A 21808-nucleotide genomic window follows, 5' to 3' on the forward strand; every position below is an offset into this window, starting at 1 on the left:
TGGTCTTGGACTGGGGCGGGCGGCGACTGATCTGCTGTCCGGCATGACAGGACATGGGGTGGGGTACGGGGACGGGGCGCACGGCTCGTACGAGGACGGTGCCCACGCGGAGCCGTACGGCGGCGGGGACGGGTACCGGACGGACCCGTACGGAGCCGATCCGTACGGCGTGGATCCGAACGACGGCGCGGACTCCTACCGCGTCGACCCGTACGGAGTCGACCCCTACGGCGTCGACCCGTACGGCGAACCGCCCGGGCGGCGGCGACGGCGGCGGCGCCGCGGTCCGGTGCTCGCCGCGGTGGCGGTGGTGCTGGCCGGCGGCGGGTACTGGGCGGCGACGGCCGGGCCGCTCGACAGCGGCGCGGACGGCGGCGGGGCCGCGGATCCGCAGGCGCGGCGGACGGCGGAGCGGTTCCTCGCCGGCTGGTCGGCGGGGGAGATGAAGGCGGCGGCCCGGCTGACGGACTCGCCGGCCGAGGCGGAACGGATCCTCGCCAGCTTCACCGAGGGCCTGGAGATCGCGGAGCCGAAGCTGACGGTGGGGAAGGCCCGGGCAGACGGCGACGGCGGGGCGCAGGTGGCGTACACCGCGAAGATGCCCGTACGCGGCCTCGGCACCTGGACGTACGACGCGACGCTGCCGCTGGTCCGCGAGGACGGCGGGGCGTGGCGGGTGCGTTGGGAGCTGGGGGCGGTGCACCCCAAGCTGACGGAGACGGAGAAGTTCCGGCTGGTACGGGAGGAGTCCGCCGAGCTGAACGCCGTCGACCGCGACGGGGCCGACATCTCCGCCGCCGACCACCCGTCGCTGGCGGGCGTGCTGGGCCTGGGCGGCGGGCGGCCGCAGGGCGCGGTGCAGGTCGTCGACCGGCACTCGGGGGACGTGCGGAGTACCGAGGCGCGCTTCGGGCCGCGGCGCGGCGCGGGGGACGGGACGCTGCGCACGACGGTCGACGCGGAGTTGCAGGGCGCCGCGGAGGAGGCGCTGGAGCGGCACGTCGGCGGGCGCAACGCCGGGCTTGTCGCGCTCGACATGGACAGCGGCGAGGTCCTGGCCGCGGCCAACTCGCCGGCCGCGGGCTTCAACCGGGCCTTCCAGGGCACGTACGCCCCCGGCTCGACGTGGAAGGTCGTCACGACGGCCGCGCTGCTGAACAAGGGCGCGGTCACCCCGGAGACGACGGTGGACTGCCCGAAGTACCTGACGGTCGGGAAGCAGTTCCACAACGTGGAGACCTCCGAGATACCCGGCGCGACGTTCCGCGAGGACTTCATCCACTCCTGCAACACCGCCTTCGTCGCGCTGCGCGGCTCGCTCGGCAACGAGGAGATGACGGACTTCGCGCGGCGGTACTTCGGGATCGGGGAGGAGTGGAGCACGGGCGTGCCGTCGTTCGACGGGGAGGTGCCGGTGCCCGGGGACGAGACGGAGAAGGCGGCGTCGCTCTTCGGGCAGGGCCGGCTGCGGTCGAACCCGCTGGTGATGGCGTCGGTCACGGCGACGGCGGCGACGGGCACGTTCCGGCAGCCGGTGATCGTGTCGGGGCAGGAGACCTCGGCGTCGGCGGAGGAACTGCCGGAGGGGGTCGTCGAGCAGTTGCGGGCGCTGATGCGGGACACGGTCACGGAGGGCAGCGCGCAGGTGCTGGCGGGGCTGCCGGGCGACGTGGGGGCGAAGACGGGGACGGCGGAGGTGACGGCGACGGGGCCGAACAACGGGTGGCTGGTGGCGTATCGCGACGGGGTCGCGGTGGCGTGCGTGGTGGAGGACGCGGAGAGCGGGTCGGGGGACGCGGGGCCGGTGGTGCGGGAGGTGCTGGAGGCGGTGGGATGAGGCGGGTGCGGTGACGGCGGGTGCCGTGGCGGCCGGTGTTGTGACGGCGGACGCTGCGGCGGTGGGTGCCGTGGCGTCGCCGGTGCCGTGCGGTGGATACCGTGGCGGGACGGGGGGCTGTCCGTACGCCTGTGCGGTCTTCGGGGGCGGTGGGCGATGATGGCCGGGTGACCGACGCCGCCGCAGCCTCCGCCTCCCTTCCCGCCTCCCGTCCCCGGCTCATCGCCACGGACCTCGACGGGACCCTGCTACGGGACGACAAGACCGTCTCCGCCCGCACGGTCGCCGCGCTGGCCGCCGCGGAGGAAGCGGGGCTGGCGGTGGTATTCGTCACCGGCAGGCCGGCGCGGTGGATGGGCTTGGTCGCGGAGCACGTGCACGGGCACGGGATGGCGATCTGCGCGAACGGCGCCGCCGTCGTCGACCTGCACCGCGGGCTCGAACTGGCGGAGGTCTGCCCGCTGCCGCTCCCCGACGCCCTGGCGATCGTCGGTGTGCTGCACACGATCGCGCCGGGCACGTCGTTCGCGGTCGAGTTCACGGGCGGCTTCGGCCGGGAGGCCGCGTACCCGCTGCACCGGGCGGCGGGGCCGATAGCGCCGGTGCACAAGCTGCTGGCGGAGGACGGGGAGCGGGCGGGTGACCCGCTGCTGAAGCTGCTGGCGTACCACCCGACCCTGGGGGCGGACGAGTTCCTGCACGCGGCGCGGGAGGGGGCGGCGGAGCACGGGGAGTTCACGCGGTCGACGACGAGCGCGCTGCTGGAGGTGAGCGGGCGGGGCGTGAGCAAGGCGAGCACGCTGGAGCGCTACTGCGCGGCGCGGGGGATCGCCGCGGAGGAGGTCGTGGCCTTCGGCGACATGCCGAACGACATCGAGATGCTGACGTGGGCGGGCCGGTCGTACGCGATGGCCAACGCCCACCCGGAGGTGCTGGCCGCGACGACGGACCGTACGGCGGGGAACGAGGAGGACGGCGTGGCGCTGGTCATCGAGCAGTTGCTGCACGGACTTTGAGGCTACGCCGCAGCCGCCCCCGTCGCCCCGGTCGCCCCTGCCGCTCCCGGGCCGCCGCCGCCCGCCTCGCCGGCCGGCGCCGTCAGCGGAACCTCCCAGATCAGCGACGTCCCCCCGCCGCAGTCCCCCAGCCCCGGCCCGTACGTCGCCCGGCCGCCCAGTTCCTCCGCCCGCCGCTCGATGTTCCGCAGCCCGCTGCGCCGCCCGTACGGCGACAGCCCCCGCCCGTCGTCCGCCACCGTCAGCCGCACCGCGTCCCGCCCGTCCGGCAGCTCCGCCGTCGCGTCGACCACCACCCCCACCTGCCCCGCCCCCGCATGCCGCGACGCGTTCGACAGCCCCTCGCGCAGCGCCGCCAGCAACTGCCGCGCGATCCGCTCGTCCACCCGCTCGTCCACCGCCCCCACGAAGCTCGTCGACGGCTGGAACCCCAGCGGTGCCGCGGCCGTCGCGACCTCCCGCAGCACCAGCGCCCGCAGCCCCGTCGGCGCCTGCTCGGGCTCCTGCTGCAGCGCGTAGATCGTGCCGCGGATCTCCTCGATCGTCAGCTCCAGCGCGTCCACCGCCGCGTCGATCCGCTGCCGCACCTCGGGCGCCCGCTCCAGCCGTTTCGCGCCCTGCAACTGCATGCCCGTCGCGAACAGCCGCTGGATCACCAGGTCGTGGAGGTCCCGCGCGATCCGGTCGCGGTCCTCGTACACCGCCAGCCGCTCCCGGTCCCGCTGCACCTCCGACAGCATCAGCGCCAGCGCGGCCTGCCCGGCGAACTGCGTCGCCGACTGCTTCTCCGTCTCCCGGTACAGCCGGCCGCCCGGGGCCCGCGGCAACGACAGCGCGCCGAGGACCTTCTTGCCGCTCCGCAGCGGCAGCATCATGCACGGCCCGAAGCGGCCCGCGCCGTCGCTCACCGCCCGCGGGTCGGCGGCGGCGTCGTCGAGGAACACCTCCTTGCCCGCCAGCAGCGCCCGCACCGTCGGGCTGTACGACGGCAGCACCCGCCCGACGAGGTCGTCCACCCCCTCCCCGGCCACGGCCACCACCTCCAGCCACTCCGGCCCCTGAGCCGCACCGGCCTCGCCGGGTGCACCAGCCCTGCCACCCGCAGCGCCGCCGGCACCCCCGCCGCCCGGGCCGGGACCGGCACCGCCCGCGGCACCGACCGCCACCTCGCCCCCCGACCGTGGCAGCAGCACCACCCCCGCCATCGCGTCCGCGAGTCCCCGCGCCTGCTCCGCGATCACCCCCAGCGCGTCCCGCGCGTCGGCGCTCGACAGCAGCGCGGTGGTCACGGCGTGCGCCCCGTCGATCCACCGCTCCCGCTGCCGCGTCTCCAGGTGCAGCCGCGCGTTGCCGATCGCGATGCCCGCCTCGGTGGCGATGATCCGTACGAGGTGCAGGTCGTCGTCCCGGAACCGGCCGCCGCCGCGCTTCTCCGACAGCACCAGGTCCCCGAAGTACCGCCCGTCCACGTCGATCGGCACCGTCAGCGTCGTCCCCGGCGCGTCCGGGATCTCGTCGAGGCGCGCCCGGTCCACCTCGTCCACGCCGTACGACGCGAACTCGTCGAGATCACCGCTCTGCTCGTCGATCACCACGATCGACGCGTACCGCGCCCCCGCCAGCTCCGCCGCCGTCTGCGCGATCACGTCGAGCGTGGGGTGGAGCTGCAGCCCCGTGCCGATGGAGCGCATGGCGGCGAGCAGCTGCGTCACGCGCTCGGCCAGTTCGCTGGAGACCCCCTGGAGTCCCCGGGTGGCGCGGGCGGCGGCGTCCATGGAGTCGGCAGCGGTCATGTCCCGAGGGTAATAAGCGGCTCTCGGTGGGGAAAGTCGGGATTGTCGCTTACGTTCGATGTCCGCGGGCTGTCCGCGTCCTCGTGCGGGCACGGGGACGGGTGCGCCCGCTCCCGTGCCAGCGTGCGGCGGAACGGGCCGTCCGCCTCCGCCAGCTCCGCGTACGAACCGCGCTGCACCACCCGGCCCCGGTCCAGCACCACGATCTCGTCCACCGCGGCCAGCCCCGTCAGCCGGTGGGTGATCAGCACCGTCGTCCGGCCCTCGGTGGCGGCGAGGAGGTCGGCGGTCAGGGCGTCGGCGGTGGGCAGGTCGAGGTGCTCGGCGGGTTCGTCGAGTACGAGCACGGGGAAGTCCGCGAGCAGCGCGCGGGCCAGCGCGAGGCGCTGGCGCTGGCCGCCGGAGAGCCGGGCGCCGTGTTCGCCGACGGGGGTGTCGAGGCCGCTGGGCAGGGTCTCGACCCAGTCCAGGAGGCGGGCGGCGGCGAGGGCGGCGCGCAGGTCGTCGTCGGTGGCGTCGGTGGGGGTACCGCCCATGCCGTTCAGGCCATGGGGGAGGGCGAGGCGGAGGTTCTCGCGCAGGGTGCTGTCGAAGAGGTGGGCGTCCTGGGCGCAGAGGCCGACGAGGCGGCGTACGGCATCGGGGTCGCAGGCGAGAGCGTCGGCGGTGCTCTCGTTGGAGAGCAGTGCTCTCGTGGGAGAGCGGTGCTCCGGTGAGCGGTGCTCCGAAGCGAGAGCGGTGCTCTCGACCGCGTCGCCGCCCAGCCGGTATGTCCCCGCGACCGGATCCAGGAACCGCAGCAGCACGTGCGCCAACGTCGTCTTCCCCGACCCCGACGCACCCACCACCGCGACCCGCCGCCCGCGCGTCAGCGTGAGATCCACACCGTCCAGCGCCAGCCCGTCCTGCCCCGGATGCCGCGCCGACACCCCCGTCAGCGCCACCGGGTACGGATCGGCCGGCGGCCGCCCCGTACCCTCCGCGGCCGGCGGCGGCGCATCGAGGATCTCGTCCACGCGCTCCGCGCTCCGCCGCACCCGGGCCCGCTGTTGCAGCGCCAGCGGCATCCCGTTCACCGCCTCGAACGCCGCGAGCGTCCCGAGCACCACCACCCCCAGCCACACGCCGCCCAACCGCCCCTCGTGCACCGCCTGCGCTCCGGCCGCCGCCGCACCCACCACCGTCAGTCCGCAGATCAGCGCCGACAGACCCGCGCCCAGCGCGAGCGCCGCGGCGCTGCGGGCGGCGATACGGGTCAGCCGGCGGTCGGCGTCGCGGAGCGCGGCGAGGCGGCGGGGCAGGGCGCCGGCGACGGCGAGTTCCGCCGTACCGGTGAGGACGTCGACGACCTCCGTGGCGAGCGCCGCCCGCGCCGGCGCGAGCCGGGCCTCCGTACGCCGGGCCGTGGCCACGGCCAGCAGCGGCACCCCGACGCCCGCCGCCAGCAGCCCGACCGCGAGCACGGCACCCGCCTCCGGCAGCAGCACGGCCGCCGTCCCGACCGACGCGGCGCCGACGAGGGCCGCGGCGGAGACGGGCAGCAGCCAGCGCAGGTAGCGGTCCTGAAGGGTGTCGGTGTCCGCGACGAGCCGGGTGAGCAGGTCACCGCGGCGGTGCGGGGCGAGGCCGGCGGGGGCGAGGCGTTCGAGCCGGGTGTACACGGCGACGCGGAGGTCCGCGAGGATCCGTAGCACGGCGTCGTGGGAGACGAGGCGCTCGGTGTAGCGGAAGACGGCGCGCCCGATGCCGAACGCGCGGGTCGCGGTCACGGCGACCATCAGGTACAGCACCGGCGGCTGCTCCGAGGCGCGGGAGATCAGCCACCCGGAGACGCCCATGAGCCCGACCGCGGACGCGAGGGCGAGCGCCCCGAGCAGCGCGGCGAGCGCCAGCCGCCCCCGGGCGGTCCTGCTCCGGAGCGCGCTGCCGCCCCGGCGCGGAGGGCCGGGCTCGTCCGACCCGCCGCGGCGGGTGGCGGCACCGTCGGCGCCTTCGCCCCGTACGGACACGGCCGCCGGCACCGCCGCCGACACGGCCGTCGTCGGCACGGCCGCCGCCGACACGGCCGCCGCCGACACGGCCGCCGCCGACACGGCCGTTGCCGACACGGCCGTCGTCGGCACGGCCAGCACCGGTGCCGAGACCCCGGCCTGCGCCGGCGCCGCGGCCCGTACGGCATGTGTGCTCGCGGCGGCCGGAGTACGGCCCTCCCCCAGCCGCACCACCCGGTCCGCCACCGCCAGCAGCGCCGGGCGGTGCGCCACGAGCAGCACCGTGCGGCCCCGGGCCAGCCGGCCGATCGCGGCGGTGACGGTGGCCTCGGTGTCGCCGTCGAGGGTGGCGGTCGGCTCGTCGAGGAGGACCACCTGCCGGTCGGCGAGGAACGCCCGCGCGAGGGCGACCCGCTGCCGCTGGCCGGCGGAGAGCCCGGCGCCCGCCTCGCCGAGGACGGCGGCGGGGTCGAGGTCGCCGGCGGCGGCGTCGCGGAGCGCCTGCGCGACCTCGGCGTCGGTGGCGTCGGGGCGCGGGAGGCGGACGTTGTCGGCGACGGTGCCGGCGAAGAGAGCGGGCCGCTGCGGTACCCAGGCGACCTGTGCGTGCCAGCTCGCCAGGTCGAGGGCGGCGAGGTCGCGCCCGCCTACGAGCACCCGGCCGGCCGCGGGCCGTACGAGACCGAGGAGCGCGGCGAGGAGCGTGGACTTGCCGGCGCCGGAGGGCCCGGTCAGCGCCACGGTCTCGCCGGGGCGGAGGGTGAGGCTCGTACGCGGGAGGGAGTCCTCGGACCGGCCGTCGTGCCGCACGACGAGCCCGTCGAGGGCGAGGGCGGCGTCGCGTGCGTCCGGGCAGGCGCTGTCGGCGGGGGGACCTACCCTTGGGCGGGCGTGCGGGGTGGACTGCGTTGGTGCGGGGGCGGCCGTGGTCTTTTCTGCCCCTCCCCGTTCCAGGACCGCGAAGACCCGGTCCGCCGCCGCCAGGCCCTCCGCCGCGGCGTGGTAGTGCGTGCCGACCTGGCGCAGCGGCAGGTACGCCTCCGGGGCCAGGATCAGCACCACCAGCCCGGTGTACAGGTCCAGTTCGCCGTGCACCAGCCGCATGCCGATGGTGACGGCGACCAGCGCCACCGAGATCGTCGCCAGCAGCTCCAGCGCGAACGACGACAGGAAGGCGATCCGCAGCGTGCGCATCGTCGCGCGGCGGTAGTCGGCGGTGATGGTGCGGATGTTGTCGGCCTGCGCCTTCGCGCGGCCGAAGACCTTGAGCGTCGGCAGGCCGGAGACCACGTCGAGGAAGTGGGCCGAGAGCCGGGACAGGGTGCGCCACTGCCGGTCGGTGGCCGCCTGGGTGGCCCAGCCGATGAGCATCATGAAGACCGGGATCAGCGGCAGGGTGCCGGCGATGATCGCGGCGGAGACCCAGTCGTCGGTGACGATGCGCGCCAGGACGGCCGCGGGGACGACGACGGCGAGGCCCAGTTGGGGCAGGTAGCGGGCGAAGTAGGCGTCCAGGGCGTCGATGCCGCGGGTGGCGAGTGCGGCGAGTTCGCCGGTACGGAGGTCGTCGGCGGGGAGGTCGTCCGTACGGGGGTCCGTTCCCGGTTCGCCGGTGCGGGCTTCGTCCCCCGCGTCCTGTCCCGCCGGAGCGCGGGAACCGTCGATCCGTACCGCCTCCGTCAGCAGCCGCATCCGCAGCTCCGACTTGACCTCCGCACTCGACCGGTGCGCCGCCAGCTCCGTCAGCCAGCTCACCACCGCCCGCCCCACGGCGACCGCCGCGAGCAGCAGCAGCGGCGTACGCAGGCCGGTGGCCGACATGCCGTCCTCGAAGGCGCCGACGACGATCTCCGCCATCAGCACCGCCTGCGCGATGAGCAGCCCCGCACCGGCGGCGCCCAGCGCGACCGTGGCGAGCAGGAACCACCGGGTGGCGCGCGCGTACCGGGCCAGGCGCGGGTCGACGGGCTTCATGTCACCGGCCCGCCCCGCCGGCACCTGAACCGCCGGCACCCGAACCGCCGGCCCCCGAACCGTCCGCACCCGAACCGCCCGCGGCGACCGCCGCGTGCGCTTCCGGCGCGATGTGCTGCGTACCGATGCGCTTGCGGAACACCCAGTACGTCCACCCCTGGTACAGCAGCACCACCGGCGTGGCGATCCCCGCGCACCACGTCATGATCTTCAACGTGTACGGCGTCGACGAGGCGTTCTCCGCCGTCAGGCTCCACGCCGGGTTCAGGCTCGACGGCATGACGTCCGGGTACAGCGCGAGGAACAGCGTCGCGACCGTCGCCACGATCGTCACCCCGGAGTAGAGGAACGACCATCCCTCCCGGCCCGCCGCCACCGCGCCGATCGCGCAGAACAGCGCCGCCACCGCCGCGATCAGCGTCACCAGGCTCCGCTCGTCGCCGGTGTCCGACTGGAGCCACAGCAGGAAGCCGAGCGCCAGCGCCGCCGTCGCCGTACCGAGGACGGTGGCCAGCCGGCGCGCCCGCATCCGGATGTCGCCGACGGTCTTCAGCGCCGTGAACACCGCGCCGTGGAAGGTGAAGAGGAAGAGCGTGACCAGCCCGCCGAGCAGCGCGAAGGGGTTGAGCAGGTCGAAGACGTCGCCGACGTACTCCTTGTCGGGGCCGATCTGCACCCCGCGCACGATGTTGGCGAACGCCACTCCCCACAGGAACGCGGGCAGCAGGGAGGCCCAGAAGATGGCGAGTTCCCAGTTGCGCTGCCAGTGCTCCTCGGGGCGCTTGGCCCGGTACTCGAAGGCCACGCCGCGGATGATGAGGCAGACGAGGATCAGGAGAAGGGGCAGGTAGAAGCCGGAGAAGAGGGTGGCGTACCAGTCGGGGAAGGCGGCGAAGGTGGCGCCGCCCGCGGTGAGCAGCCAGACCTCGTTGCCGTCCCAGACGGGGCCGATGGTGTTGATGAGCACGCGCCGCTCGGCGCGGTTGCGGGCCAGCACCCGGGTGAGGACGCCGACGCCGAAGTCGAAGCCCTCCAGGAAGAAGTAGCCGGTCCACAGGACGGCGATCAGGACGAACCAGACGACGTGCAGTTCCATGGTGTGATCCCCTCTCCCTCAGTACGAGAAGGCCATGGGCCGGTCGGAGTCCTCGCGGTCGTGGCCGCCGATCTTCGTCGGCGGGTTGCGGTCGGACTCGGTGAGTTCGGGCGGCCCCGCCTTCACGTACTTGATCATCAGCTTGGCCTCGATGACGGCGAGGGCCGCGTACAGGAGCGTGTAGACGCTGAGCGAGGTGATGACCTCGCCCTGCGAGACGCCGGGGGAGACGGCGGAGGAGGTGGGCAGGACGCCGTAGACGACCCAGGGCTGGCGGCCCATCTCGGTGAAGATCCAGCCCCAGGCGTTGGCGACGAGCGGGAAGAGGAGGGTGTAGAAGGCGAGCCGCCAGTACCAGCCGCCGAGGCGCGCGCCGAGTTCGCGGTCCTTGGTGAGGGCGAGCCGGGGGACCTCGTCCTCGCCGGTACGGAGCCGGTCGGCGAGCCAGAAGCGGCGGCGGGTGAGCCAGAGCCCGAGCATGCCGAGGCCGAGGGAGGACATCCCGAAGCCGATCATCCAGCGGAAACTCCAGTACGCGACGGGGATGTTGGGCCGGTAGTCGCCGAGCCCGAACGTGTCGTCGTACTTCTCCTTGAGCTCCTCGTTGGTGGGGTTGATGCCGGGGACCTCGTCGGAGAAGTTGTCGTGGGCGAGGAACGACAGCACGCCGGGGACCTCTATGGCGACCCTGTTGTGGCCCTTGTCGACGTCGCCGATGGCGAAGAGCGAGAAGGGCGCGGGCGCCTCGGTCTCCCACAGGGCCTCGGCGGAGGCCATCTTCATCGGCTGCTGGTCGTACATGATCTTGCCGAGCCGGTCGCCGGTGAACGCGGTCAGCAGCCCGGCGACGACCATCGTCAGCAGGCCCAGCCGCAGCGAACTCCGCATGACGGCGACGTGCCGGCCGCGCATCAGGTGGTACGCGGCGATGCCGACGACGAACGCGCCGCCGGTGAGGAAGGCCGCGGTGATGGTGTGGGAGAACTGCGCGATGGCCGTGTTCTGGGTGAGTACGCGCCAGAAGTCGGTCAGCTCGGCGCGGCCGGACTCCTCGTTTATGCGGTAACCGACCGGGTGCTGCATCCAGGAGTTGGCGGCGAGGATGAAGTAGGCGGAGAGCACGGTGCCGACCGCGACCATCCAGATGCAGGCGAGGTGGATCTTCTGCGGCAGCCGGTCCCAGCCGAAGATCCACAGGCCGATGAAGGTGGACTCGAAGAAGAAGGCGATCAGGGCTTCGAAGGCGAGGGGTGCGCCGAAGACGTCGCCGACGAAGCGGGAGTAGTCCGACCAGTTCATGCCGAACTGGAACTCCTGCAGGATGCCGGTCACCACGCCCATGGCGATGTTGATCAGGAAGAGCTTGCCCCAGAACTTCGTCGCCCTGAGGTACTTCTCCTTGCCCGTGCGCACCCAGGCCGTCTGCAGGCCGGCGACGAGGGCGGAGAGGGAGATCGTCAGGGGGACGAAGAGGAAGTGGTAGACGGTGGTGATCCCGAACTGCCAACGCGCCAGGGTCTCCGGGGCGAGTGCCAGATCCACGAGGGCTCCTCTCCGCGATCACGGGCACGGCACTGACGATGATCCACGCGCCGGTCGGCCCGGTGGGGCCGTGGCGGCATGGCATACGGGGGTAAACCCCTACGAACAGCACCGCTCGTGAATGCGTTCACATTCACAAGGCCCAGTGTGGCACAGAGCTTCCCGGACCTTTCAGGGGGGTCCCCTACGTCTGGTTTCGGGGCGTCTGGGGGCATGACGGCGGGGCCGCCGAGAGCGGTGCTCTCGGCATGGAGCACCGCTCAGCGCCGAGAGCGGCGCTCACTGCCTCGGCCCACCTCTGCCCGGCCTGCCCGGCCTGCGGCCCCGGTCTACAGTTCCTTCCGGAACTCCTCCGCCACCGCCAGCAGGATGTCGTTCGCCTCGCGTTCGCCCACCGACGCCCGCACTCCGTCCCCCGCGAACGGCCGGACCACCACGCCCGCCGCCTCGCACGCCGCCGCGAAGTCCATGCTCCGCTCCCCCAGCCGCAGCCAGACGAAGTTCGCGTGCGTCTCCGGCACCGTCCAGCCCTGCGCCAGCAGCCCCTCCCGCACCCGCGTGCGCTCAGCGACCAGCGACTCCACCCGCTCCAGCAGCGCCGCCTCGCTCCGCAGCGACGCGATCGCCGCCTCCTGCGCGATCTGGCTCACCCCGAACGGCACCGCCGTCTTCCGCAGCGCCGCCGCCACCGGCTCGTGCGCCACCGCGAAGCCGACCCGCAGCCCCGCCAGCCCGTACGCCTTGCTGAAGGTGCGCAGCACGCAGACGTTCGGCCGGTCCCGGTAGATCTCCAGGCCGTCCGGGATCCCGCCGTCCACGCCGTCGTCCCGGACGAACTGGCAGTACGCCTCGTCCAGCACCACCAGCACGTCCTGCGGCACCCGGTCGAGGAAGCGCTCCAGCTCCCCGCGGCGCACCGCCGTGCCCGTCGGGTTGTTCGGGGTGCAGACGAAGATCAGCCGGGTGGCGTCCGTCACCGCGTCCGCCATCGCGTCCAGGTCGTGCCGCTCCTCCGCCGTCAGCGGAACCTGCACCGACCGCGCCCCCGAGATCTGCGTGATGATCGGGTACGCCTCGAACGACCGCCAGGCGTAGATCACCTCGTCGCCCGGCCCGGCCGTGGCCTGCAGCAACTGCTGTGCCACGCCCACCGACCCGGTGCCCGTGGCGACGTGCTCGGGCGGTACGCCGAGGCGTTCGGCGATCTCGGCGGTCAGCGCGGCGCAGGCCATGTCGGGGTAGCGGTTGAAGCTCCCGGCCGCCGCGATCGCCGCCTCCAGCACGCCGGGCAGCGGCGGGAAGGGGTTCTCGTTCGAGGAGAGCTTGTACGCGGCCGCCCCGGCCCCGGCCCCCGCGGCCCCCGCACCCGAAGCGGCGGCCGCCGGCTTGCCCGGCTTGTACGTCGGGATGCCCGCCAGCGCAGCCCGCAGCCGGGGAGCCGCGGCCTCCCCCGGAGCCCCCGCATCCCCCGCAGTCCCGGCAGTCTCAGCAGCCCTGGGAGTCTTGTCGTTCGTCACCGCGGTCCTCCTCGACCCAGCCCGTACCCTGCCGTTACGCGCCACACCTGCCGCCCCCGCCGGGCCCCGCGGACGGGGCCGCACCCGCGGGGGGCGCATCCACCCTCGCGCGCACGGGTGGCGGACGCCATGGCGCGCATCACCCGTGAAGGTGACTGAGACCTCTTCGAGACCTTCGTACCACGGCAGGTGTCACCCAGCTTGCGCCATGGACCCATGGTCGACAATGGTGCAACCACTTGGCATTCCATGGTCGTTTGACCGATGCGCTCCTGCAGAATCGTGCCTGTCAGTTACGGTTCGGATTCTCCCGCAATCGAGCCATCCGAGCCCTACTATCAGCTCGCGATGACAAGCCTGCCTGACTATGCGGCTTGCACGGGGGACTACGTACGTGCTTGAAGAAAGAAGGCGCATGACCGGCTCGATCCAACCGCAAGTGAGCCGGCCGCCCAGCCGCAAGCTGGCGCGGGCGGGCATCCGCGATGTCGCCGCCGCGGCGGGCGTCTCGATCACGACCGTCTCCGACGCGCTGAACGGGAAGGGCCGGCTGCCGGAGGCGACCCGCCGCCACGTCCGCGAGGTCGCGGACCGCCTCGGCTACCGGCCGTCGGCCGCCGCCCGCGCGCTGCGCACCGGCAAGTCGGGGCTCATCGGCTTAACGGTGACGACGTACGGGGAAGAACCTTTCACCTTCACCGAGTTCGCGTACTTCGCCGAGATGGCCCGTGCGGCGACCTCCGCCGCCCTCGCCCGCGGCTACGCGCTGGTGATCCTCCCCGCGACCTCCCGGCACGACGTGTGGTCCAACGTGGCCCTCGACGGCACGGTGGTCATCGACCCGGCCGAGGGCGATCCCGTCGTCAGCGAGATCGTCCGCCAGGGCATCCCCGTCGTCAGCGACGGCCGCCCCGGCGGCTCCCTGCCGGTCACCGCCTGGGTCGACAACGACCACCAGGCCGCCGTCATGGAGCTGCTCGACCACCTCGCCGATGCCGGCGCCCGCCGTATCGGGCTGCTCACCGGCACCAGCACCGACACGTACACCCGGCTGTCCACCACCGCGTACCTCACCTGGTGCGAGCGCGTCGGACAGGACCCGGTCTACGAGTCCTACCCCGCCCACGACCCGCGCGCCGGGGCCGTGGCCGCCGACCGGCTGCTCGCCCGCCCCGACCGGCCGGACGCCGTCTACGGCCTCTTCGACCCCAACGGCACCGACCTCCTGGCCGCCACCCGGCGCTACGGCCTGCGGGTGCCCGACGACCTGATGCTCGTCTGCTGCAGCGAGTCCCCGGGCTACGCCTCCACGGACCCGCCCATCACCACGCTCTCCCTCAAGCCGCGCCGGATCGGCACGGCCGTCGTGCAGCTGCTGATCGACGCCATCGAGGGAGTCGACGCGGGCCGTCCCATCGAGCAGGTCATACCGACGGACCTGATCGTGCGGGCGTCCTCGCAGCGGCGCCCGCCGCGTACGGTCGTCAGCGCCCCGCGCCGCCCGGCGTAGCGGCGCGGGCAGCGCCACGGGCCGTACGGCCCCCGCGCGCCCGGCCGTCCGCTGTCCGCTGTCCGCACCGCCGTCCACCCCCCGCCGTACGCCCCGTGCGACGCGGCGAGGGGTGCCCCGCGGCGGTGCTCCGCGGCCCTTCGGGCCCGCCCGCCCCGTGCCGTACGACAACTCATGACCGCTTGCGGCCCCGCCCCCGCCGATTCCCGTGCCGGTCCTGCCCCGTTTGCCCGGTTCTGGTGGGTCGGCGGGCGGCGTCTTCCGCAGCCGGAGCCAATTGGCGGCCCCTGGTACCGCACAAGCTGCGACAGGCATTTCTATGATGGGCGCACGCACACCGCGGATCTCCCCCACGGCACGGGGGAGCGGCACCTGGTCCCATGGCGGCCCGGTCGTGTCCCGGTGGCAGAACGGCTAGGCGGTGGAGGGGTTCGATGCAACAGGGGGCCGGTCAGACGCCGGGGCTGCGGACCACGGCTGGGGTGCCCGCCGGGGCGGCACCCCCCGTCCCCGCGGCACCCGCCGCCGGCGACGCCTACGGGGAGGCCGACGACGGGTACACCCCGACACAGGCCGACCTGCCGGTGATCAGGCCCGGGGAGAGCGGCGGCTACGGCCCGCTGTACGTCGTCGGCGACGTCCACGGCTATCTCGACGAGCTGCGCGCCGCCCTGCGCGCCCAGGGCATCATCGACGAGGCCGACCGCTGGACCGCGGGGAACACCCGCGTGTGGTTCCTCGGCGACTTCACCGACCGCGGCCCCGACGGCATCGGCGTCATCGACCTCGTCATGCGGCTGTCCGCCGAGGCGGCCGCCGCCGGCGGCTACTGCAAGGCGCTCATGGGCAACCACGAGCTGCTGCTGCTCGGCGCCAAGCGCTTCGGCGACACGCCGGTCAACTCCGGTGCCGGCACCGCCTCCTTCCAGGCCGCCTGGCTGCTCAACGGCGGGCAGCGCACCGACATGGAGCGGCTGGAGGACGTCCACCTGCAGTGGATGGCCCGGCTCGACGCCATCCACGAGGAGGACGACCACCTCCTGGTGCACTCCGACACCACCGCGTACCTCGACTACGGCGACTCCATCGAGGGCGTCAACGACACCATCCACGACATCCTCGCCCGCTCCGACGCGGACGAGGTGTGGGACCTCTTCCGCAAGTTCACCAAGCGCTTCGCCTTCCGCGACGAGGAGACGGGCCCCTCGGCGGTACGGGAACTGCTCGGCCGGTACGGCGGCGAGCGGCTGGTGCACGGGCACAGCCCGATCCCGTATCTGCTCGGGGAGGTGCCCAGCGAGGACACCGACGGCGAGGAGCGGGGCGCCGCGGTGCAGGGCCCGCACATCTACGCGGACGGCCTGGCCATCGCCATGGACGGCGGGGTCACCATGGCCGGAAAACTGCTTGTCGTGCGACTTCCGCTGGTCGGGCGGTAGCGGCACATCAGCCTCACGTGCTCTAATACGGAACCTCCTTTTCTGAAAAGACACTTATCCGCCATACGCGAAGCGCTCTACCATCGGTAATAGGCTCTGCCGCCCAGGGCCTAGCGCCGCAGGCACGCTCCGTCCCCGTTTGCCTTGTTGCCTGCCCATCCGGGGGAGCACAAGCACATGACCAGTGCGTCGCATCTGCTGACGGAGGACCGCCCGGACTTCGAGCGGCTCCTCGATTCCGCGCTGCACAGTGCCGAGTTCACGGTCGGCGCCGGCCGCGGCCGGCCGCTCGCCCCCGAACAGCTCCGGGCCCGGGCCCTCGGTGCCACGGCGGAGATCTCCGCGAGCGCGTCGGCCGAATACGAGCGTTACGTGGAGCTGCGTGCCGAGCTGCGCCGGCCCTCGGTGAGCGGCGGCGTCGGCGGGGGCGGAACCCTGGGCGGCGCGGAGGGCATCCGCTTCAGCGGCGCGCGGGCCGGCGGCCAGGGCGGCAGCTCCAGCGCGGGCGTGGCCGCCGCGGCGGCGGTACTGGTGCCCGTGCTGGCCGGTACGGCCGCGGTGATCTTCCTCCTCGTCGGCTATCTCCTGCACCTGATGGACCCCGAGCCCTCCGTGGCGTCCTCGATGCGCACGGCGGGCTGGATCTTCGCGATTCTCGCCGTCGCCGCCATCGTCATCTCGATGGTCGCGCTGCTGCTGACCGCGGTGCGCAACGGCTCGACGTCCATCAGGGCGGCGGCCAGCCGCGATCTGACCGAGCAGGTCGACCGCGCCCGTGAGGAGTGGCGCGCGGCGCTGCTGGAACGGGGCATCGAGCCCTTCATCGAACAGGCCCTAGCGGGCGGCGAGTCCGGCCGCGGGGACGGCGCCGGCGGGTCCGACGGCCTCGACGGCGGCGACCTCGACGGGCTCGACGGGCTCGACGGCGGCGGACCCGACGGCGGCGGTGGCGGCGGGGCGTACCCGGCGGTGCGTACGACCGACCCCACCGTCACCCGCACCCCGCGCCTGGGCTACTCCCGCCCGGCGTTCTCCAGCCCCGACGACGGCCAGTCGGCGGACGGGCCGAGCTACTCGAGCCCGGACTTCACCAGCCCCGACTACGGCGGTCCCGAGCACGACCCGGACTGACCCGGCCGGGCGGCGGTGCCGCGCGAGTAATCGGTTGTCCGCGCCCGTACGCGCGTCCTAGATTCAGCACCATGTCCCGGCTGCACATCTTCGACATGGACGGCACCCTGCTGCACGGCTCCTCCGCGAACATCGAGCTGGCGCGCCAGTTGGGACTGGTCGCCGAGTTCCAGGCGCTGGACGCGGCGTTCGGCTCCGGCGAGATCGACACGTACCAGTACGCGGGCCACGCGCACGGCATGTGGAGCAGCCTCACGCCCGAGATCCTGGCCCGCGCCTTCGCGGGCGCGCCGTGGCTCGCGGGGATCCGCGAGGTGTGGGCGGACATCACGGAGCGCGGGGAGCACTGCGCGGTCATCTCCCTGGCGCCGGGGTTCTTCGTCGAACGGCTGCTGGAGTGGGGGGTGCACGCGGCGCACGGGTCGCGTTTCCCGGCGCTGCCGTTCCGCGAGCCGGTGGACATGGCGGGCATCCTGGGGCCGCCGGACAAGGTGCGGATAGCGGATCTGCTCTGCGCGGAGTACGGGCTGACGCGCGCGGACTGCGTGGCGTACGGGGACTCCATGTCGGACACCGACCTGTTCGCGGTGGTGCCGCGTTCTGTCGCCGTCAACGCCGACCACCACGTGAGCGGGCTCGCGTCGCACGCGTACAGCGGGCGGGACCTGCGGGAGGCCTACGCGCTGACGCGTACCACCGGATGACGCGCCGCTAGCCGCCGGGGGAGCCGCCGGTGAGGAAGTCGTCCGCGAGGACGGCGAGGACGCCCTCGATGTTCATCCGCAGGTACGCGCGCAGGCTGGGCGGGACGACGTCGACGGAGTCGACGCCCTCGCGGGAGAAGGGGATGCGTACCGCCTCGTACTCGCCGCGGGGCTCGTCGACTTCGGGCCCGTGGCGCCGCGTCAGGTCCATGGACGTGAGCCGGCAGGCGAAGAAGTGCTGCACCTTCACCCCGCGTTCGCCCTCGGGCACGGTGTCGACGAAGACGGGGACGACGCCGGTGACACGGGCACCCAGCTCCTCGTCGACCTCCCGGTGCAGCGCGGCGACGACGGAGGCGTCGGCGGGCTCGACGCCGCCGCCGGGGGTGATCCAGTAGGGCTCGCGGCCCGGCTTGGTGCGCTTGATGAGCAGCATCTCGTCGCCGTCGAGGAGGACGGCGCGGGCGGTGCGCTTGACCACGGGCCGGTGGGACACGGTCATGGGGAGTATGTGGCACGCGGCGCGCCCGTCGAAACCCGCGGCCGCCGCGGGAAACCGGCGGGCGGGTGCGTACGGCGGAAACACCCCCGTCCCGCCGCGCCGGGCGCGCACGGGGCGCGGCGGCACGGCGGGACGGGCGGGAGCCGGGGGTGGGGCGCCTGGGCCGTCACCGCCGCTTGTCGTCGTCGCCGGGCATGGGGTCGTCCGTACCGTAGACGCGGTGCGTGGTGCCGCTCTGGTCGGTGCCCGGCCTGCTCTCGTGGGCGGTGCCGCCGGTGAGGTCGCTGTGCGTGGTGCGGCCGGACCGGTCGTCGGCGCCGGGCGCGGGCGACGTACGGGACGACGTGCCGCCGGACGTGCCGGACTCGCCGCCCTTCATGCCGGCCGAGCCCGAAGTGCCGGACGTGTCACCGGACATGCCGTGCTTGCCGCCGCGCATGCCGTGTTTGCCGTGCTTGCCGTGCTCGTGCTCACCGTGGCCGCCGCGCATGTCCTCGTCGGACTTGCGCATGTGGCCGGCGTCCTTGCCGTGGCCGTGGCCGTGCTCGGTGCCGTACTCGCGGCGCGTGCCCGTGGTCTGGGCGGCACGGTTGGAGACGTCGCCGCGGCGGCTGCTGCTCGCGCCGGACTTCTTCGCCAGACCCGCGAGGCCGAGGAGGCCGGCCAGGCCCAGCAGGCCCCAGTTGCTGGCGCTGTCGCCCTTCGGGCCGCGCGGGCCCTGCTGCTGCTGAACGGTGGTCTGGGGGCTGTCCGCCGGGGCGGCGGGCTGCGCGCTCGCGCCGGTCAGGGGGGCCAGGGCGATGATCCCGGCCGCGCCCAGTGTTGCGGCGATCTTACGCATGGTGTGATCTCCCTTGAGAGCTGTGCCGACGGGCGTCTCGAACGCGGCTCTCGACCCGCGTGCCCGCGGCTCCCCCACACACCATGAACACATGCATTGCCTGGTTACGCGAGTTTTATCCCCTTTGCCCGGGCGGTACGGCCTCAGCGGGCGAGGGCGTACGCCAGCGCTTCGCGCAGGTCGGCGACGAGGTCCGCGGTGTCCTCGACGCCCGCGGAGAACCTGACGAAGCCCTCCGGCACCGCGTCCCCGCCCCACCGTCCGCGCCGCTCCGCGGTCGTGCGCACGCCGCCGAAGCTCGTCGCCTCGTCGACCAGCCGCGCCGCGCCGAGGAACCGCTCCGCGGCCGCCCGGTCCGGCAGCGTGAACGCCACCACGCACCCGTACCGCCCGCCGCGCATCTGGCGCGCGGCGAGCGCGTGTGCGGGGTCGGACGGCAGCCCGGGGTGGCGCACGTCCCGTACCCCGGGCGTCGCGCGCAGCGCTTCGGCCACGGCGAGGGCGTTCGCCGCCTGGCGCGCGGTACGCAACTCCAGCGTCGCCAGCGAACGGTGCGCCAGCCACGCCTCCATCGGCCCGGGGATGGCGCCCGCGGTCTTGCGCCAGGTGCGCAGCCGGCGGGCGAGCGCGGGGTCGCGGGTGACGGCGTAGCCGAGGAGGACATCGCCGTGGCCGGTCAGCGCCTTGGTGCCGCTGGCGACGGAGAGGTCGGCGCCGAGTTCCAGGGGGCGCTGGCCGAGGGGGGTGGGCAGGGTGTTGTCGACGGCGACGAGCGCACCGGCGGCGTGGGCGGCGGCCGCCAGGCGCCGGATGTCGCAGACGTCGAGGCCCGGGTTGGAGGGGGTCTCCAGCCACAGCAGGCGGGCGCCGTCGAGGAGCGCGGCCTGCGCGTCGCCGGCGGTGGGGGCGGCGCGTACCTCGCTGCCGTGCTCTTCGAGGAGGGTGCGCAGGCCGCCGGGCACGAGGTTGTAGCCGTCGGCGGGCAGGACGACGTGGCCGCGCGGTGCGCCGTCCGGCGGCGGGGCGGGGACGGCCATGAGGACGGCGGTGATCGCCGCCATGCCGGAGGCGAAGGCCACGGCCTCGGCGGGGACGCCGGGCGACTCCAGCTCGGCGAGGGCGGCTTCGAGGCGGGTCCAGGTGGGGTTGGCGTCGCGGCCGTAGTCGTAGGGGGCGGCGGTGACGTCACCGGGGAGGTGGTAGTGGGCGGCGAAGGCGGGGCCGGGGAGGGCGGGTTCGTACGGCTCGGGGGCGGGGAGGCCGGCCCGTACGACGCGGGTGGCGTCGGCGGCTTCTGCGCCGGTGTCCTCGGGCGGGGTGGTGTCGGGGGTCATCGGCCGGCTCCTTCCAGGGCCGCGCGCGCCGCGGCGCCGCACTGCGCGCCGTAGCCGGCGCCGAACAGCGCGGCGTGCACGAGCAGATGGTGGAGTTGGTACAGCGGCACCCGGCCGCGCCGCCCGGGCAGCGGGCGGACCTCCTCGTACGCCCCGAGCAGCCGCCCGAGCTGCGGGCAGCCGAACAGCTCCAGGAACGCGAGGTCCACCTCGGGGTGGCCGCCCTGCGCGGCGGGGTCGACGAGGTGGGCGCGCTCGCCCGCGGACCACAGCACGTTGCCCGACCACAGGTCGCCGTGGATGACGGCGGGCGGCTGCGGCGGGCCTGCGACCTGGTCGATCACCGCGCAGAGGCGCTCGACGGCGCGGGTGTCGGCGGGTGTGAGGGCGCCGTTGTCAGTGGCGAGGCGTAGAAAGGGAAGCAGCCGGAGCCCGGCGTAGAAGGCGGGCCAGTCATCGGGGGAGGCAGGCGCATGTTCGGCGTGCTCAGGGGGTGGTTCCGCGGCCGGATCCGGGGTGCCGGGGCCGGTCGGGGCGACCGCGGTATCGGGGGTGCCGGGGGGATCGGGGGCTCCCGGGGACGGCAGCGGGAGCGAGCCGATGTAGGCGGGCCAGGGGGTGCCGTAGGCGGCGGCGGGTGTGTCGTGCAGGGCGGCGAGGTCGCGGCCGAGCCGCTCGGCCTGCGCCGGGGTCGCGGGGCCGGGCTCGATCCACTCCAGCAGGATCATCCCGGGCTCCGCGCCGAGGACGGCGGGGACGGGGATTGTGCCGGTGTCCGCGAGCAGGCGCAGGCCGTGCGCCTCGGCGGCGAAGAAGGCGGCGGGGGCGCCGGGGCGGGTCTTGGCGAAGACGCGGCGGCCGTCGGCGAGTTCGAGGCGGTGCGCGGCGGAGATGTCCCCGCCGCCGACGGGGCGCGCGGCGCGTACGTGCGTGCCGGCGAGCGCGGCGGCGCGGTCCGTGACGCCCTGGGGTGCGCCGGCCCGCCGGGCGGGGCCGCCGGGCGGCGGCCCGGCTGCCGGGGGGTTCACGGGCGGGCGGTGAGCTCGTCGCGTACGGCCTGCAGCAGGCCGTCGGCGGCGGTCTCGATCAGGTCGAGAGCCTCTTCGAAGCCGCGGGTGCCGCCGTAGTACGGGTCCTCGACGTCGGTCAGGTCGACGTCGGGCACGAAGGAGAGCAGCAGCCGCACCTTCTCGGCGTCCGCGGGCGTCGGCGCGATCTTGAGCAGCCGGCGGACGTGCCCGCCGTCCAGCCCGAGGACGAGATCGCGTTCGGCGAACCAGTCGGTCGTGAACTGCCGGGCGGTGTGCGCCAGCTCGTAGCCGTGCCCGGTGAGCACGGCGGCGGCGCGCGGGTCGGCGGCCTCGCCGACGTGCCAGCCGTCGGTGCCGGCGCTGTCCACCTCGATCTCGCCGTCGAGCCCCGCCTCCGCGACACGGGCGCGGAAGACGGCCTCGGCCATCGGCGAGCGGCAGATGTTGCCGGTGCAGACGAAGCAGACGCGGAAAGGCGGGGGGAGTGGGCGTTCGCTCGTTCGCATGCGCTCCATCCTGCCTCAGCCGGGGCGGGGGCGCCCGGTGCCGG

The 21808-nt window shown here is 74.3% G+C and carries 16 protein-coding genes; 6 read left to right on the forward strand and 10 right to left on the reverse strand.

Annotated features, from left to right (window positions below; all coding sequences use genetic code 11):
- Nucleotides 1-58 precede the first annotated feature (58 nt).
- Entirely contained in the window at nucleotides 59-1837 is a 1779-nt protein-coding gene (locus tag LG396_RS00765; RefSeq protein ID WP_308190061.1) for a penicillin-binding transpeptidase domain-containing protein, read from the forward strand.
- A gap of 167 nt (nucleotides 1838-2004) precedes the next feature.
- Nucleotides 2005-2853 (forward strand): Cof-type HAD-IIB family hydrolase, encoded by an 849-nt coding sequence (locus tag LG396_RS00770; RefSeq protein ID WP_225793158.1) that lies wholly within the window; start codon nucleotides 2005-2007, stop codon nucleotides 2851-2853.
- A gap of 2 nt (nucleotides 2854-2855) precedes the next feature.
- Here LG396_RS00770 and LG396_RS00775 read toward each other — a convergent pair whose 3' ends face one another.
- From LG396_RS00775 to hisC, 5 genes are all read right to left on the reverse strand, one after another.
- A complete protein-coding gene (locus LG396_RS00775) occupies nucleotides 2856-4646 on the reverse strand; it encodes a sensor histidine kinase (protein ID WP_225793159.1) in 1791 nt (596 codons plus the stop codon).
- Complete coding sequence (gene cydD, locus LG396_RS00780; protein WP_225793160.1) at nucleotides 4643-8611, reverse strand: thiol reductant ABC exporter subunit CydD; 3969 nt, start codon at nucleotides 8609-8611, stop codon at nucleotides 4643-4645. The genes LG396_RS00775 and cydD overlap by 4 nt, the downstream gene beginning before the upstream one ends.
- A gap of 1 nt (nucleotide 8612) precedes the next feature.
- Entirely contained in the window at nucleotides 8613-9707 is a 1095-nt protein-coding gene (gene cydB, locus LG396_RS00785; RefSeq protein ID WP_225793161.1) for a cytochrome d ubiquinol oxidase subunit II, read from the reverse strand.
- Between the two features lie 18 nt (nucleotides 9708-9725).
- On the reverse strand, nucleotides 9726-11249 hold the full coding sequence (locus tag LG396_RS00790) for a cytochrome ubiquinol oxidase subunit I (protein WP_225793162.1): 1524 nt from the start codon (nucleotides 11247-11249) through the stop codon (nucleotides 9726-9728).
- A gap of 329 nt (nucleotides 11250-11578) precedes the next feature.
- Nucleotides 11579-12679 carry a histidinol-phosphate transaminase gene (gene hisC, locus LG396_RS00795; RefSeq protein ID WP_225793611.1) on the reverse strand — a complete coding sequence of 367 codons (1101 nt, stop codon included), beginning with the start codon at nucleotides 12677-12679 and terminating at the stop codon, nucleotides 11579-11581.
- Between the two features lie 502 nt (nucleotides 12680-13181).
- Between hisC and LG396_RS00800 the strand changes: the two genes are divergently transcribed.
- The 4 genes from LG396_RS00800 to LG396_RS00815 all read left to right on the forward strand — a co-directional run bounded on the left by LG396_RS00800 (nucleotide 13182) and on the right by LG396_RS00815 (nucleotide 17550).
- Nucleotides 13182-14276, forward strand: a complete 1095-nt coding sequence (locus LG396_RS00800) for a LacI family DNA-binding transcriptional regulator (RefSeq protein WP_018838761.1) — start codon at nucleotides 13182-13184, stop codon at nucleotides 14274-14276.
- Between the two features lie 434 nt (nucleotides 14277-14710).
- On the forward strand, nucleotides 14711-15715 hold the full coding sequence (locus LG396_RS00805) for a metallophosphoesterase (protein ID WP_225793163.1): 1005 nt from the start codon (nucleotides 14711-14713) through the stop codon (nucleotides 15713-15715).
- A gap of 177 nt (nucleotides 15716-15892) precedes the next feature.
- Nucleotides 15893-16846 (forward strand): hypothetical protein, encoded by a 954-nt coding sequence (locus LG396_RS00810; protein WP_225793164.1) that lies wholly within the window; start codon nucleotides 15893-15895, stop codon nucleotides 16844-16846.
- Nucleotides 16847-16917: 71 nt separating this feature from the next.
- Entirely contained in the window at nucleotides 16918-17550 is a 633-nt protein-coding gene (locus LG396_RS00815; RefSeq protein WP_018838758.1) for an HAD family hydrolase, read from the forward strand.
- A 7-nt stretch (nucleotides 17551-17557) separates the two neighbouring features.
- Here the strand turns inward: LG396_RS00815 and LG396_RS00820 are convergent, their stop codons facing one another.
- The 5 genes from LG396_RS00820 to LG396_RS00840 form a co-directional block, all read right to left on the reverse strand.
- The gene (locus tag LG396_RS00820) at nucleotides 17558-18052 is read right to left on the reverse strand and encodes an NUDIX hydrolase (protein ID WP_037747891.1); all 495 of its coding nucleotides are present in this window, start codon (nucleotides 18050-18052) and stop codon (nucleotides 17558-17560) included.
- Nucleotides 18053-18218: 166 nt separating this feature from the next.
- Complete coding sequence (locus LG396_RS00825; RefSeq protein WP_225793165.1) at nucleotides 18219-18893, reverse strand: WGxxGxxG family protein; 675 nt, start codon at nucleotides 18891-18893, stop codon at nucleotides 18219-18221.
- A gap of 143 nt (nucleotides 18894-19036) precedes the next feature.
- A complete protein-coding gene (locus LG396_RS00830) occupies nucleotides 19037-20227 on the reverse strand; it encodes a cystathionine gamma-lyase (RefSeq protein WP_225793166.1) in 1191 nt (396 codons plus the stop codon).
- Entirely contained in the window at nucleotides 20224-21255 is a 1032-nt protein-coding gene (locus LG396_RS00835; protein ID WP_225793167.1) for a fructosamine kinase family protein, read from the reverse strand. The genes LG396_RS00830 and LG396_RS00835 overlap by 4 nt, the downstream gene beginning before the upstream one ends.
- A complete protein-coding gene (locus LG396_RS00840) occupies nucleotides 21252-21773 on the reverse strand; it encodes a low molecular weight protein-tyrosine-phosphatase (protein ID WP_225793168.1) in 522 nt (173 codons plus the stop codon). Before LG396_RS00840 ends, LG396_RS00835 begins: the two co-directional genes overlap by 4 nt.
- Nucleotides 21774-21808: the final 35 nt, after the last annotated feature.

This window comes from Streptomyces aculeolatus (genome assembly GCF_020400605.1).
Lineage (GTDB): Bacteria > Actinomycetota > Actinomycetes > Streptomycetales > Streptomycetaceae > Streptomyces > Streptomyces aculeolatus.

Coding starts and splice junctions, on each gene's coding strand:
- LG396_RS00800 (WP_018838761.1), top strand. CDS start 13,182: ATGACCGGCTCGATCCAACCGCAAGTGAGCCGGCCGCCCAGCCGCAAG.
- cydD (WP_225793160.1), bottom strand. CDS start 8,611: ATGAAGCCCGTCGACCCGCGCCTGGCCCGGTACGCGCGCGCCACCCGG.
- LG396_RS00805 (WP_225793163.1), top strand. CDS start 14,711: ATGCAACAGGGGGCCGGTCAGACGCCGGGGCTGCGGACCACGGCTGGG.
- LG396_RS00775 (WP_225793159.1), bottom strand. CDS start 4,646: ATGACCGCTGCCGACTCCATGGACGCCGCCGCCCGCGCCACCCGGGGA.
- LG396_RS00825 (WP_225793165.1), bottom strand. CDS start 18,893: ATGCGTAAGATCGCCGCAACACTGGGCGCGGCCGGGATCATCGCCCTG.
- LG396_RS00820 (WP_037747891.1), bottom strand. CDS start 18,052: ATGACCGTGTCCCACCGGCCCGTGGTCAAGCGCACCGCCCGCGCCGTC.
- LG396_RS00815 (WP_018838758.1), top strand. CDS start 16,918: ATGTCCCGGCTGCACATCTTCGACATGGACGGCACCCTGCTGCACGGC.
- cydB (WP_225793161.1), bottom strand. CDS start 9,707: ATGGAACTGCACGTCGTCTGGTTCGTCCTGATCGCCGTCCTGTGGACC.
- LG396_RS00840 (WP_225793168.1), bottom strand. CDS start 21,773: ATGGAGCGCATGCGAACGAGCGAACGCCCACTCCCCCCGCCTTTCCGC.
- LG396_RS00830 (WP_225793166.1), bottom strand. CDS start 20,227: ATGACCCCCGACACCACCCCGCCCGAGGACACCGGCGCAGAAGCCGCC.
- LG396_RS00810 (WP_225793164.1), top strand. CDS start 15,893: ATGACCAGTGCGTCGCATCTGCTGACGGAGGACCGCCCGGACTTCGAG.